The organism is Streptomyces sp. NPDC006012, assembly GCF_042871185.1.
GTDB lineage: Bacteria > Actinomycetota > Actinomycetes > Streptomycetales > Streptomycetaceae > Streptomyces.
Genome location: NZ_JBIAIE010000001.1, coordinates 408801 through 422412, shown reverse-complemented (window position 1 = coordinate 422412; position 13612 = coordinate 408801). Strand labels below are relative to the sequence as shown.

12 protein-coding genes and 1 tRNA gene are annotated in these 13612 nt (G+C 70.5%); 6 read left to right on the top strand and 7 right to left on the bottom strand.

The window, feature by feature from the left end; genetic code table 11:
• Positions 1 to 40: 40 nt before the first annotated feature.
• From ACFYPJ_RS01805 to ettA, 3 genes are read right to left on the bottom strand one after another with little or no spacing between them, the layout of a single operon-like run.
• Complete coding sequence (locus ACFYPJ_RS01805) at positions 41 to 715, bottom strand: hypothetical protein (protein WP_389008865.1); 675 nt, start codon at positions 713 to 715, stop codon at positions 41 to 43.
• Positions 712 to 1167, bottom strand: coding sequence for an acyl-CoA thioesterase (locus ACFYPJ_RS01800; RefSeq protein WP_389008863.1), 456 nt, complete (start codon positions 1165 to 1167; stop codon positions 712 to 714). The genes ACFYPJ_RS01805 and ACFYPJ_RS01800 overlap by 4 nt, the downstream gene beginning before the upstream one ends.
• A gap of 2 nt (positions 1168 to 1169) precedes the next feature.
• Positions 1170 to 2834, bottom strand: a complete 1665-nt coding sequence (ettA, locus tag ACFYPJ_RS01795) for an energy-dependent translational throttle protein EttA (protein ID WP_389008860.1) — start codon at positions 2832 to 2834, stop codon at positions 1170 to 1172.
• Between the two features lie 423 nt (positions 2835 to 3257).
• Here ettA and ACFYPJ_RS01790 point away from each other — a divergent pair, with 423 nt between their 5' ends.
• The gene (locus tag ACFYPJ_RS01790; protein ID WP_389008857.1) at positions 3258 to 3509 is read left to right on the top strand and encodes a hypothetical protein; all 252 of its coding nucleotides are present in this window, start codon (positions 3258 to 3260) and stop codon (positions 3507 to 3509) included.
• A 497-nt stretch (positions 3510 to 4006) separates the two neighbouring features.
• Here the strand turns inward: ACFYPJ_RS01790 and ACFYPJ_RS01785 are convergent, their stop codons facing one another.
• The 4 genes from ACFYPJ_RS01785 to ACFYPJ_RS01770 all read right to left on the bottom strand — a co-directional run bounded on the left by ACFYPJ_RS01785 (position 4007) and on the right by ACFYPJ_RS01770 (position 10538).
• Entirely contained in the window at positions 4007 to 5419 is a 1413-nt protein-coding gene (locus ACFYPJ_RS01785; protein WP_389008854.1) for a Cys-Gln thioester bond-forming surface protein, read from the bottom strand.
• A 451-nt stretch (positions 5420 to 5870) separates the two neighbouring features.
• Positions 5871 to 6347, bottom strand: a complete 477-nt coding sequence (locus ACFYPJ_RS01780; RefSeq protein WP_389008851.1) for a single-stranded DNA-binding protein — start codon at positions 6345 to 6347, stop codon at positions 5871 to 5873.
• A gap of 423 nt (positions 6348 to 6770) precedes the next feature.
• Entirely contained in the window at positions 6771 to 8870 is a 2100-nt protein-coding gene (locus ACFYPJ_RS01775; RefSeq protein ID WP_389010082.1) for a GTPase, read from the bottom strand.
• A 60-nt stretch (positions 8871 to 8930) separates the two neighbouring features.
• A complete protein-coding gene (locus tag ACFYPJ_RS01770; RefSeq protein ID WP_389008848.1) occupies positions 8931 to 10538 on the bottom strand; it encodes a dynamin family protein in 1608 nt (535 codons plus the stop codon).
• Between the two features lie 320 nt (positions 10539 to 10858).
• Here ACFYPJ_RS01770 and ACFYPJ_RS01765 point away from each other — a divergent pair.
• From ACFYPJ_RS01765 to ACFYPJ_RS01745, 5 genes are all read left to right on the top strand, one after another.
• A tRNA-Arg gene (locus tag ACFYPJ_RS01765) sits at positions 10859 to 10931 on the top strand.
• Positions 10932 to 11535: 604 nt separating this feature from the next.
• Positions 11536 to 12189, top strand: coding sequence for a hypothetical protein (locus tag ACFYPJ_RS01760; protein ID WP_389008845.1), 654 nt, complete (start codon positions 11536 to 11538; stop codon positions 12187 to 12189).
• Positions 12186 to 12389, top strand: coding sequence for a hypothetical protein (locus ACFYPJ_RS01755; RefSeq protein WP_389008842.1), 204 nt, complete (start codon positions 12186 to 12188; stop codon positions 12387 to 12389). Before ACFYPJ_RS01760 ends, ACFYPJ_RS01755 begins: the two co-directional genes overlap by 4 nt.
• Before the next feature lie 235 nt (positions 12390 to 12624).
• A complete protein-coding gene (locus ACFYPJ_RS01750; RefSeq protein WP_389008839.1) occupies positions 12625 to 12753 on the top strand; it encodes a hypothetical protein in 129 nt (42 codons plus the stop codon).
• Between the two features lie 637 nt (positions 12754 to 13390).
• Positions 13391 to 13612, top strand: coding sequence for a hypothetical protein (locus ACFYPJ_RS01745; RefSeq protein ID WP_389008836.1), 222 nt, complete (start codon positions 13391 to 13393; stop codon positions 13610 to 13612).

Genomic DNA, 13612 nt, shown 5'->3' with positions numbered 1-13612 from the left:
GTCCCGGCCAGGTGGTCGGCCGGGGGTCCCGACAACCGATTCAGCGCACGCTGACGTCCAGCGCCCCGAGGCCCGCCCGCCGCACGGCCACCGACCCGTACGGTGTGCGCAGCCGCAGCCAGGCCCCGGACGAGAACAGGCCCGCCTCCACGGCGTCCCGGCGCCGCAGGAAGCCGAGGGACTGCGCCGCGTGCACGGCCCGTACCGGAAGGCTGGTCCCGCCGACCAGCCGGGACCAGATGTCCCGCCCGATCCGGTCGAGTTCGGTCCGGGTACGGCGCTCCGGCGCCAGTTCCCGCGTACGGGAACGGAATTCGGCGACGGCCCCCGCGACCAGCGCGCGCAGTGCGTCCGGCGCCGGCAGGCCCGGCTCCGGGCGCCAGCCGCCGCGCGGTGGCAGCACCCCCGCCCACGGCGGTCCGGTCACCGCGCCCGGGACGACGGCGGTGGCCGCCGGCTCGTCCACGGACTCCAGCAGCTCACCGGCGGACACGGTCACGTCGAGGACGACCTCAAGGCCGTTCTCGTACGGCTTCGCCAGCCGCACCGTACGGACCGCCAGCACCTCGAAGGACGGCGGCCGGCCGAACACCGCGAGGGCCGTGCCCACTGCCTGCAACCGCACCGCGGCGCCGCGGTCGTAGTGGAGCAGCCGGGCCAGGAAGGCCGCGAGATCCGCCGCCTCCCCGTCGTCCGCCAAGTGGAGCACCGTCATGCGGCGACGGCCTCCTCCTCGTCCCGGTCCCGGGTGCCGTCCTCGTCCCCGGGGCCCTCGTCGTCCATGTATCCGCGCAGGAACTCCCGCTGCTCGGCGGTGATCCGGCGCGGGCGCTGTGTCTCGAAGTCGTACGGCACGACCACCGTCGAGGCACGGGCGTAGATCTGGTCGCCGTCCTTCACCTCGTAGGCGAGGGTGAAGGACGCCGCCCTGACCTCCGTGATCCACAGCTCGATGTCCACCGGCGCGTGCCGGTGGACGAGCTGCCGCTTGTAGTCGATCTCGTGACGCGCCACCACGGACCCCTGCCCGAAATCGAAATCCTTGTCCGGGCGGAACAGGAGGTCGATACGGGCTTCTTCCAGGTAGCGGAGGAAGACCACGTTGTTGACGTGGCCGTACGCGTCCATGTCCGCCCAGCGCAACGGGCAGCGGTAGATGTGGCGCAAGATCAGCCCCGGGTCAGCTTCTTGTAGGTGGCACGGTGCGGGCGCGCGGCGTCCGCACCGAGCCGCTCGATCTTGTTCTTCTCGTACGACTCGAAGTTGCCCTCGAACCAGAACCACTTCGACTCACCCTCGTAGGCGAGGATGTGCGTGGCGACCCGGTCCAGGAACCACCGGTCGTGGGAGACGACCACGGCGCAGCCGGGGAACTCCAGCAGGGCGTTCTCCAGGCTGGAGAGGGTCTCCACGTCGAGGTCGTTGGTCGGCTCGTCGAGGAGGAGCAGGTTGCCGCCCTGCTTGAGGGTCAGCGCCAGGTTGAGCCGGTTGCGCTCGCCGCCGGAGAGGACCCCGGCCGGCTTCTGCTGGTCCGGGCCCTTGAAGCCGAACGCGGAGACGTAGGCGCGGGACGGCATCTCGACCTGTCCGACGTTGATGTAGTCGAGCCCGTCGGACACGACCTCCCAGAGCGTCTTCTTCGGGTCGATGTTGGCGCGGCCCTGGTCGACGTACGAGATCTTGACGGTGTCGCCGACCTTGATGGCGCCGGAGTCCGGCGTCTCCAGTCCCTGGATCATCTTGAACAGGGTCGTCTTGCCGGCGCCGTTGGGGCCGATGACGCCGACGATGCCGTTGCGCGGGAGGGTGAAGGAGAGGTCGTCGATGAGGATCTTCTCATCGAAGCCCTTGTCGAGGTTGCTGACCTCGACGACCACGTTGCCCAGGCGGGGGCCTGGCGGGATCTGGATCTCCTCGAAGTCCAGCTTCCGCATCTTGTCGGCCTCGGCGGCCATCTCCTCGTAGCGGGCCAGACGCGCCTTCGACTTGGCCTGACGACCCTTGGCGTTGGAGCGGACCCACTCCAACTCCTCCTTGAGGCGCTTCTGCCGCTTGGCGTCCTTCTGGCCCTCGACCTTGAGGCGGGCGGCCTTGGTCTCCAGGTACTTGGAGTAGTTGCCCTCGTAGCCGTGCAGCCGGCCGCGGTCGATCTCGCAGATCCAGCCGGCCACGTTGTCGAGGAAGTACCGGTCGTGGGTGACGGCCACGATGGTGCCCGCGTACTTGGCGAGGTGCTGCTCCAGCCAGTTCACCGACTCGGCGTCGAGGTGGTTGGTGGGCTCGTCGAGGAGGAGCAGGTCGGGGGCCTCCAGGAGGAGCTTGCAGAGCGCGACGCGGCGCTTCTCGCCACCGGAGAGGGTGGTGACCGGCCAGTCCCCGGGCGGGCAGCCCAGGGCGTCCATGGCCTGCTCCAGCTGGGCGTCGAGGTCCCAGGCGTTGGCGTGGTCCAGCTCCTCCTGGAGCTTGCCCATCTCCTCCAGCAGCGCGTCCGAGTAGTCGGTCGCCATCTGCTCGGCGATCTCGTTGAACCGGTCGAGCTTGCCCTTGATCTCGGCGACGCCGTCCTGCACGTTCTCCAGGACCGTCTTCGTCTCGTCCAGCGGGGGCTCCTGGAGCAGGATGCCCACGGTGTAGCCGGGCGTGAGGAACGCGTCGCCGTTGGACGGCTGCTCCAGCCCCGCCATGATCTTCAGCACGGTCGACTTACCGGCACCGTTCGGGCCGACGACGCCGATCTTCGCACCCGGCAGGAAGCTCTGGGTGACGTCGTCGAGGATCACCTTGTCGCCGTGCGCTTTGCGCGCCTTGCGCATGGTGTAAATGAACTCAGCCAAGAGAAACCGTCCGGCAGCTTGAAATCTGGCAGTGGGCAGATACAACCCATCTTGCCGTACCGCCACCCCTGGGCGGAAACCCGTTTGGCCCGGCCCTTCTGACCTGCACTTTCACCACTGACAGCGGTGGCCTGTCCGTCACCGTCGGCCGTCGTACGTCGCTGTCGACCGTCGGACGTCGCGGCCGGTCGCCGTCGGACGATGGTCGACCTCCGTCGGCCACCGTGGGGTCGGCCTCGGGGAGGAGGTGTGGGGGAATGTGGGGGCCTGGATCGGCAATCGTCAGCGGAGGGGACGGCAGCCGACACCTTCCAGCGGTTTGGGCGGCGACCGTGGGGGTTTCCCCGGAGAGGCCCGGCATCTTGGTGATCGCAGCGGCACGCACCAGCGTGCCGCACGGGCGTAGGAGATAGGAGAGACGTCATGCGCACTGTGGTGAGAGCGGCCTTGCTCGCGGTCTGCACGACCGCTGTGGCCCTGTCCGTCGTACCGGCGGCACAGGCCGCCCAGTCGGGCTGCCGCTACTACTACACGAGCTGGGGCCGAGGCCCGCACGGCGAGACGACCGGCTCCGGGGAATACGCGGAGGGGGACCGGGACCCCGAAGGTCGCATCTGCCAGAACGGCTGGTGGATCGATCCGAACGAGGACGGGGGACAACCGCCCTGGGCGTGACCCAGACCTGCCCCGAACCGGCCTGACGGTGTCCCGACCCGCTCCCGCTGGACACCGGGTCGGCGTGCGGTCCGAGCGATCGAGCCCCCCACTGACGGAGGAACGGCAGTGGGGGGCTCGACCGTTTTGCCATCCGGTGCGGCAATGATGCGGCAGTGGTACGTGGCTGACGGCTTGGGCCGAAGGCCGGTCCCCGACCGGCCCCGTGGGCGGTGCGTACCCGGCGTCATGGCTGCCGGGCCCGACCGAGCCGTCAAAGGCCCGGACCGGGCAGGGAACTTCGGCAAGGAGCCGGACCTGCGCCGGCCGAAGCACGTCGCTTCAGCACGTACAAAACCTGGGCCAGGCTCCGCACCCAGGTGGCGCGTACTGCGTATCCCGTAGCCGTGATCCGCGATGAGGCCGTTCGCCGAACCGGTGGAACCGAACGGTTCGCCGAGACGATCGCCGAGCCGTTCGCCAAGCCGTTCGCCGGCGATGCGGACCGGCGGCGTCGCTCATTCGGACGTCGGTGTTTCCTTCTTGCGGAGCATGACCAGGACCGCGCCGCCGATCACCACCAGGCCGATGGCCACGCTCGTGATCACCGGGGTCGCACCGGAGCTGCCGGTCGCGGCCAGGTTCGTCGTACCGCCCGCGGTACCGCCCGCCGTGGCCGGGCGGGGCTCGCCCACGGTCTGGGCCGACGGACCGCTCTCACTGCCCTCGGTCCGGCAGTCGAGTACGCCGGTGAAGCGCTGCGAGAAGCCGTGCGGCCCGGTGATCGTGAAGTCGTACGCCTGGTCCTCCTGGAGCGGGATGGTCACGGTGCGCGACGTACCCGCGGGGATCGTGTGCTCATCTCCCATCAGTTCGAACGTGAAGGGCTGGTCGCCGGTGTTCGCCGCGCTGATCTCCAGGCTTCCCTCGGCGCAGTTCTTGTGGGCCGACAACGCCGGAATCGGGCCCTTCTCCGCCCAGGTCGCGCTCGCGGTCGCGGAGACCGTCGACTCGCTGGAACCGGCCAGGATCTGGGTCTGGCTGCGGCTCTCGGAGACGAAGGCACGGCCGACCGGCACGCTGGTCGACGCCTGCACGGTGAACCTGGCCGTCCCGGCCGCGCCGCCCGGCGCGGGAGTGGCCGCACCGTCTCCGGTGTCCGCCGCGGTGTCCTCGGGGACCTCGACGTACAGCCGGCTGCCGTCCTTCGCCGACGTGACGGTCCTGCCCTTCTCGTCGACGATCCGGACCCCGCTGGTGGCGGCGTCCGCCGGCGGGATCACGGTGACACCGCTCGCGTTGGTGTGCACCGTGACCGGTCCGAGCCGGTCACCGGTGCGCCCGGAGACCGCGGGCGGATCCAGGGTGAGCGAGGCCCGGGGCTCCGCCATGTCACGGGCGTTCTTCTCCAGGTAGTCGGCGAGCTTCTCGGCCCGCGCGCCGACCGCGTCGACGTCCGCGCCGTCCGAGTAGCGCCAGATGGCCACCTGGGTGCCGGCCGCCGCGTCCTGCTCGGTGAGGCCGCTGGCACCCGCCCGCTCGGCGAGCGCGGCGAGGTCGTTGACCTGCGGGTAGGAGTTCTGCAGGATCCAACGGATCTTGCCGGCTTCCTTGTTGCCGCCGAGCGAGGTGCCGCTCCAGGACGTCTCCTGGTATCTGGCGTCCTTCTGGGTGGGGTTGTGCATGTCGATGCAGTAGGTCTGCAGCATGCCGCCGCCGTCGACGGACATCTCGAACAGGCCCGCGGGCACCTTCAGGTCGCCGCCGTCCCGGTGGATGACGGCGTCTCCGTACGTCTTCAGACCGCCCAGCGTGGCGGTCGCTCCGCTCTGGCCCTGCGCCTCCGTGTCGGCGGCGGCCACCCCGGTGGCCGAGAGCAGGCCGACGGCCACGAGTCCGGTCACCCACGTCGCGGCGGCGAGGCGGGACACGCCTCTCCGCCGCGCCGACGGCGCAGAAGTACCACAGAATCGAGAGAACGCAACAAGCACCGAATTCCCTTTCCAGCAGGACCCGTTGATGTGGGGGTGTGTGGTCCCACCGACAGAATCAGCAGCCCCGAGGGCTACGCCCGGAATCCTAAGGATCAGCCGTGACCCGGCTCGCCGGTCGTATGGTCGGATGACAGATCCGACTCGGAATCGTTATCGCCAGGACCCGGCGCGAGCAGGGCTTATCGACAAATCCACCGGCTTGTTCGGGGATTCTTCGCTGCTGGCGCACCATTCAGGCACCAATGCAGCGCTGCCGGACCGTTCGAGCCCACGCTCGGCCACCGCCACCGCCTCTACCGCGACCGCCACCGCCACCGCCTCTACCTCTGCCACCGCCTCTACGCTCTGCCGCAGCCGCAGCCGCAGCCGCAGCCGCAGCCGGCTGATGTCATGTCACCGCTGCGGGTTCCGGTGGCTGGTGTGCGGGCGCGGCCGGGGAGTCACCCTCCGGGGTCTCCCAGTTGGGTTCCGGCCGTTGCGGCGCCGCCCCCTCCGGTTTGCCCGCGCTGCCCGCGCGCCGGAAGGCAGAGGTACCACGGGCCAGGTCGTGGCCGATCGCCACCGCGTCGATGTCCGCGGAGACCCTGCTCTGCTGCCCGTCGCGCACGTCCGTGCGCACCTTGAGCCTGCCCTGTACGAGGACCGGGTCCCCCACGTTCAGCGAGGCCGCCGTGTTGGTGGCGAGCTGACGGTTGGCCCACACCGTGAAGAAGTTGGTGTGCCCGTCCGCCCAGGCGTTCTTCTCCCGGTCCCAGTAGCGTGCGGTCACCGCCAGCCGGAAGCGCGCCGACGGGCCGGCGACCGCCTCCCGGTACACCGGCTGCGTCGCCACGTTGCCCACCACGTGCACCATCGTCTCGTTCATCGCGAACACCCCTCCCTGGCCCGGTCGCTCACGCCGGGCGGATACCCGTACGGGCCTGTCCTGTACGGCTGCGGTCGCCGCGTCCGCCACGCACGTTCCGCCGCGCCGGCATCGACGCCGATGCTCGGCGGCCGACGCTCGACCTGCGTGGCGATCGCCGCGGAACCAGACTGCCTCCGCCGGGCCGAGCCTGCTGAGCGCTGTGGACCACCGGACGCCTGTGGAAAACTCCCCCACCCCGACGGGTGATCCACTCGTCGGTCCACAGGCTGCTGCCACCGCTTCCCCACAGCCCCCGTCCTCCGCGGCCCGGCTCCCCCACCATTCCGCCGCAGCCCGCTTCCCTCCCCGCTCCGGCGCAGCCCGGTTCTCTCCCCGCTCCGGCGCAGCCCGGTTCTCTCCCCCTCCGGCCGCCGCAGGGGCCTACCCCACCCCCGCCGCGGCCCGTGTGACCCTCCCGTACTGCTCCCCCACCTCCTGATACCGCAGCAACTCCGCGGCCAGCGGATCCAGGACCCGCGCCCGGCCGCACCCCGCGGCGGCCTCACGCAGGCGGCGTTCCGCCTCCTGCCCGTACCGTCGTGCGGGCCCGCGCGCCGCCATCCGGCAGCTCCACTCGATGATCGGGCCGCCCACGATGCCGGCCACCATCAACAGCACCGGTACGCCCAGGTTCGGCGCCATGACCCCGGCGATCTGGCCCGCCAGCCACAGCCCGCCCACGACCTGAAGCAGCGTCATGGCGGCCTGGACCAGCACGGCCAGCGGCCACCAGCCCGGCCGCGGCGGTCTGCCCGGCGCCAGCCCGGCCCGGGCCGCCAGGTCGTCCAGCGCCTCGGACAGGCCCTGGGAGCCCCGTACGGCCGCCTCGCGCACCGCCTGCGCCCAGGGCACGGGCAGTCCGGCCGCCGCCCGGTCGGAGACCGTACGCACCGCCTGCTCGACCCGCTGGCGGGCCGTGGCCTCCTCGTCCGCCTGCGTACGGACGAGGAGCCGTCCGGTGGCCGGATCACACCGCTTCTGACGCCAGCGCCACAGCCTCAGCCACGGGGTTCCGCAGGCCCGGTTGGCGTTGCGCAGCCAGGCCCGTTCGGCGGCCTCCCCGGCCGCAGTGGCGCCCACGGCGTCCGCGAGCCGGGCGGCGAACTCCTCCCGCGCCTCCTCGGTCAGCCCGGGGCGGCGCCCGGGGGCGTACACGGACCGCAGTCCGTCCGCGGCGGCGTCCACATCGGCCGAGATGCGGCGACCCGCAGCTCCGCGTTCGGTGACGAACTGGCCGAGCACCTCGCGCAGTTCCGGGACACCGTCCCCGGTGAGCGCGGACAGGCTCAGTACGGCCGCGCCCGGCTCGCCGTGCTCGCCCAGGGCGATCCCGTCCTCGTCCAGCAGCCGCCGCAGATCGTCGAGGACCTGGTCGGCGGCCTCTCCGGGGAGCCGGTCGATCTGGTTGAGGACGACGAACATCACCTCCGCGTGTCCCGCCATGGGCCGCAGGTAACGCTCGTGCAGGACGGCATCGGCGTACTTCTCCGGATCGACGACCCAGATCACGGCGTCGACGAGCTTGAGGATGCGGTCCACCTGCCGGCGGTGCTGCACGGCCGCCGAGTCGTGGTCGGGCAGGTCGATCAGGACGAGCCCGCGCAGCTGTGCCTCGGCCTCCGGGCTCTGCAGCGGCCGCCTGCGCAGCCGTCCTGGGATGCCCAGCCGGTCGATGAGGCTCGCCGCGCCGTCGCTCCAGCTGCAGGCGATGGGCGCGGCGGTGGTCGGCCGCCGTACCCCGGTCTCCGAGATGGCCACCCCGGCGAGGGTGTTGAACAGCTGGGACTTGCCGCTGCCGGTGGCACCCGCGATGGCGACGACGGTGTGCTGGCCGGAGAGCTTGCGCCGCGCCGCCGCCTCGTCGAGGACCCGGCCCGCCTCGGCGAGCGTGTGGCTGTCGAGCCGGGTACGGGAGAGCCCGACCAGTTCACGCAGAGCGTCCAGGCGCGAGCGCAGCGGGCCGTCGTACGCCAACGGAGCCGGTACCTGGGCGGCCGAAGCGCGGGGCTCCACCAGGGAGGGCTGCTCGGCCTCGGCGCCCTCGGCCACGCGCCGGGCGATGAGCCCGTCGTCCCAGGTCTCCGCGGAGTCCGTCCCGGCTTTGTCGTCGTGCACGCGCGCGTGGCCCGCATGCTCGTCCTGCACCCGCGCCCGCTCCCCGTTCTCGTCCCGCACGCGCGGGTGCCCGGCATCGGCCTCGGCAGGGCCGTCCTGCCCCCGAAGGTGCTCCGGCCCCCGCCCGGGTAGGGACTCCTCTCCCGGCTGCCCCTGCCCCCGCCCCTGAACCGGCTCGGGCTCCCGTACCGCCTCGGGCTCCTGCACCTGCGCTGCCCGCGTCTCGCTCCCGTGGCCTTCTCCGGGGAGGCCGTTTTCGCGGCCGTCCGCTCCGGGGCGGCCGTCTCCTCCAGGGCGGGTGTTCCCGGACTCCGCGGGAGGAACGCTCTCAGCCTGCTCGGTACGCGAAGCCGCTTCCCGGGACATCACGTCTCCGGTGTGGTCGGCGTGGTCCGTGTGGTCCTGGTCAGTGACGGCGGTCACCGGTCACCTCTCCTTCTGCAGTACGGACAGGGCAGCGATGAGTTCGGCCTGGGGCTCGGCGTGGACGTCGAGGGCGTCCAGCGGGGCGAGGCGGCGCTCACGTTCGCCGTGCATGACCCGGTCCAGATGGTCGACGAGCAGGTGTCCGGCGCGTTCACGCAGCCGTGTCGCACGGTGCGCGCCGAGGCGTTCGCCCAGGCCCTCGTTCGCGGACCGGGCCCGCCGGCCGCCGAGTACGACGGTGGCGGTCAGGGCGGCGACGGTCTCCGCGTCGGGCGCGATGCTCCGGTCCAGCTCGCGCACCGACTCCTCGGCGTACTCCTCGATCTCACGCCGCCATCGCCGTGCGGCGAGGCCGATCCGGTGCTCGGCGCTCTCCAGCGAAGGATCCCGCTCCGCGAGCCCCGGGGCGCCCGCGGCCGGCTCCCGCCGCCAGGCCGCGTCGACGCGCTCGTCGGCGGCCGTGACGGCGCACAGCAGCAGCGCGGCCAGGCTGCCCACCAGCGCGTCGAGCAGTTCACCGGCGGTGCAGTCGAGGGGGTAGGCACGCCAGCGCTTCAGCGCGTCCCCGGCCAGTACGGCCCCGGAGTTCAGCTGGCCGCGCACGCGCGCGTGCTCGCTGTCGTACGCCCCGTCGACCGCGGCGATCAGCCGCAGTGCCGCCGCGTGCTGGGCGGCGGCCGCGCTGGCCAGCTCGGGCATCCGCGTCCTGAGCGAATCGAGGATGCCGTACGCCGTACGCGCCATGATGTGCTGCCGGGCTCCGGGATCCTGTGCCTGGTGCACGAGCCAGTTGCGCAGCGGGGCCACCGCGGTGGCGGGCAGCAGACCGCCGCCCCAGGCGGACTCGGGCAGCTCGGGGACCGTGAAGCGGGGCACCTGGCCGAGACCTGCCTTGGTGAGCAGGGCCCCGTACTGCCGGGAGACCTCGGAGACCACCTGGTGGGGCACCCGGTCGAGGACGGTCACCAAGGTGGCGTCGTACTCCTTGGCGGTGCGCAGCAGGTGCCAGGGCACGGCATCGGCGTACCGGGCGGCCGTGGTGACCATGATCCAGATGTCGGCCGCGGAGATCAGCGCGGAGGCGAGGACGCGGTTGTCGGCGACCAGGGAGTCGACGTCGGGCGCGTCGAGCAGAGTGAGCCCGCGCGGGAGGCTCTCGGCGGTCTCGATCCGCAGCACGCGTGCGGGGTCCTCACCGGGGAGCAGCAGGTCGTCCGCCGGGTCCTGCTGGGGCACCCATACGCGGGTGAGATCGGGCAGCACCCTCATCCCACTGAACCAGTGATGATCCTCCGGATGGCATACCAGCACCGGAGTCCTGGTGGTCGGCCGCAGCACGCCCGCTTCACTGACCCGCCGTCCGACGAGTGAGTTGACCAGCGTCGACTTGCCCGCCCCGGTGGAACCGCCCACGACGGCCAGCAGCGGCGCTTCGGGGCTTCTGAGCCGGGGCACCAGATAGTCGTCCAGCTGGGCCAGCAGTTCGTCGCGGTTGGCACGCGCGCGTGGGGCCCCCGCCAGGGGCAGCGGAAAGCGTGCGGCGGCAACACGATCGCGCAGGGCGGAAAGTGTGTCGAGCAGCTGAGGCCGTACGTCCAAGGTCACCACATGCGAAGAATGCCCAATTTTAGGGTAATTCTGAAGCATATGGAGTTGTCTGCGCGCCGACGGCGCACATCGGACGGAAGGGACGACCGGGACGCGGGGGCAGTCCAGGCATAACGAGTACACAACACCCGGGCCGTGATGCACCAAAAGCGATGCACGATTCGCACCTGCCTGCGATTATCAGGACCGCTTCACCGAACCTCCACATCGAGCCACGGAGGCGAAGCAACAGGGACACGGATCCAGGAGCCCTATCCTTGTCCCCGGCAACGTCACGGATCAGCCCACACCCGGGCACCACGAACGAGGCCACCACACCGGCCCCCGTAGCTCAGTGGATAGAGCAGGCGCCTTCTAAGCGCTTGGCCGCAGGTTCGAGTCCTGCCGGGGGCGCAAACGCTCGATGACCAGCGGAAACGCTGGATATTTTCCGTTTCTGGCGCAATGCACATCGTCCCCAGACCAAGCGCCTTGATCGTCCATCCCGGACCGGCACCTGCGGACGACGGCGAAGCACAGGGGCCGGACGCTGGAAGAGCACATGCGGCTGTGGTGAGGCGACCGCGAGCAGAAGGGTCATCGGCCCACCGTCTGGAGCATGGGACGATGCCGCTCAAGCAGTGCCTCGAGGCCGGGATCTATCCGATCCACCCGCGTCAGTTCCGTCACACGTTCGCGCACCCGTGGAAGTCGAATGCCGGCAACAAAGACGACCTGATGCGCATCACTGGGTGGCGCTCACGGCAGATGCTGTCTCTTTACGCCGCGGCCGCTGATGCCGAGCGCGCCCGGCCAGGCACACCGAAACCTGTCCCCGGGGGGGGGACCGGCCGTAGGGAGTGGAGGAGGGCACGGACACGGTCTCGGCGGGCCGCCCAGGCAGTCCCTCCGGTTGGCCGATTGTCCCGCCTTCACAGAAGCCGCGCTGGTGTTGTCCAAATCACGTGGATAACTTTGGGTCGATCGAGAGACCCCTAGCCCCACCTGGAGTCCACAAGTGAACCGCCCCTCCCGGCTCTTCACGGCCGTGCTCACCGCTTCCGCAGCCATCCTGCTGACCGCCTGCGGCTCGGGAGGAAGCGACGACTCGACCTCGGACAAGATCAAGGGGGCAGATGTCGGCGGCGGAAAGACGTCGGCGAGCCCTTCGGCCTCGGCCTCGTCGGACGGCGTCAACCGGCCGGAGATCGCGCTGTCCAAGGAGTTCCAGGCGGACTTCGAGAACTGGTCGAACAGCGATCCGAAGCTTCAGGCGATCCTGAATGACGGTCGTGAGCAGCTGAGGGCGAAGTACGCCGCAGTAATCAATGCGGATCTGAACTCCGAAGCAGTGGCCTTCTACAGTTCGGAAGCCACCCAGGCGTCCGCCCGCAAGTGGATCAAGCAGTTCGTCGACGACGACGACAGCATCATCGGCAAGGTCACCGCCTTCAACGCCAAGGCCCTCATCAGCGACAGCGGCTCCGGCGTCCTCTTCTACTGCGTTGACGAGCGCCAGGCATCCACGAAGAACCGCAAGACCGGGAAGATCGTCAAGACTCCGGACAAGCCTGAGTCAGTGCTGCAATACCGCACCCGGCTGGACAAAAACCCTCAGGGCGTGTGGAAGACCACTTCTGTGACCGTGGCGGTGGCGGGATGCAGCCGATGAGCTTGGTCGCGAAGGCGAGTGCTCTTGTCGCCGTCTCGGTCTGCTCCGTGGTCCTGTCTTCCACAACGGCATACGCCATCGGAGATGACGACGTCGAGCCGCCGTCCTCGGGCCGCCCTTCCGGCAGCGCGTCCGGCACCACACTCGCCGCCTCGGCCACCACCACCCGCATCAAGGTCACGCAGCAAGAACCCCAATGAGGTCAAGGTCCGCGCGGAGCTGCCGAACGCGGGCGTGTGAACGGAGACGGCTGCAAAGCCGATCGCCCTGCGTCTCGAACCCGGCACCGCTGACGCCGAGACCTACCCTGCCTCCGGCGACTGCAAAATCAACGACGACGGCTCCATCGGCACCCCGTATGCCAAGGGCGATGCCGACAAGACACCGCCATGCGGCATCACCTATCTCCGCGCGAGCAGCGGCCAGCCGTACAAGTTGAAGGCCTCCATCACCTGGCAGATCTCCTGGGAAGGGTCCGGCGGCACGCAGGGCGACCTGCCGGACGGCACCTTCGAGACCACCCAGGACATGGCGGTCCAGGAGTTCCAGGCGGTCAACCGATAAGCAAGAGTGGGCAGTTCAACGTCTTCAGGGGGATCCAGCATCGTCGGTCACCGCAATGCCCTTCGGCCGGTGGCGTTCTCGCCCGACGGCCGTCTGCTGGCGACTGACGACTGACGACTGACGACTGACAGCAGACCGAACCGTACGGCTATGGGCTTGTGCCACCGGACAGCCCGTCGGCTGCCCGTTTTGCGAAAAGTGGCAGGTCAAAACCGTGATTCAGCCCTGATGACGCGACAGGTCGCAGACGTCTCATAGGCGCGCACGCCGAAGCCGTAGCCGTATCACGGTAGGAATGTGCAGGTCAGCGCGTATACCGGCGAGGTTCGGCAGGGGACGCCGCCGAATCGCAGGTCCGAGTCCTACGGGGGCACACTCGAAAGGCTCCCCGCGCTAGGCTCCCGGCGCGTCGAAGGCCGGGCGCCGAAGTCGGCGGACCCGGCTGCAGTCACCCCGGCGGGGACTGTCCTCGGCCACCCGGTCATCGCCTTGCCCTGCTCTGTCAGACTCGATGGCATGCCGAAGAGTCGGGGGCGCCGTAAGCCGGGCGGCGGCAAGAAGCCCGTGCGTCGTCCACCTCGTCCCCTGCGGCTGTGACCGTGTCCTGCGAGAGGCCCGGACTCCGCATCCGGAGAACGTGGACGTCCCGTCCGTCGAGGCGTGGGCAAGCGTTTGCCGGGGAAAGCGGAGCCAGCCGCCGGAGGAGGCGTGGGGTCTGCCCAAGCAGACCCCTGCCGCCCTCGCCGCGCGGGGCGTCGATCTCACCGGCCACGATGCCGTCGACTCCGCTGTGCGCGTCCTCAACGCCAACGGCTCGCCCGACAAACCACGAGCCGGCCCCGACCGTCCGGGCTCCTGA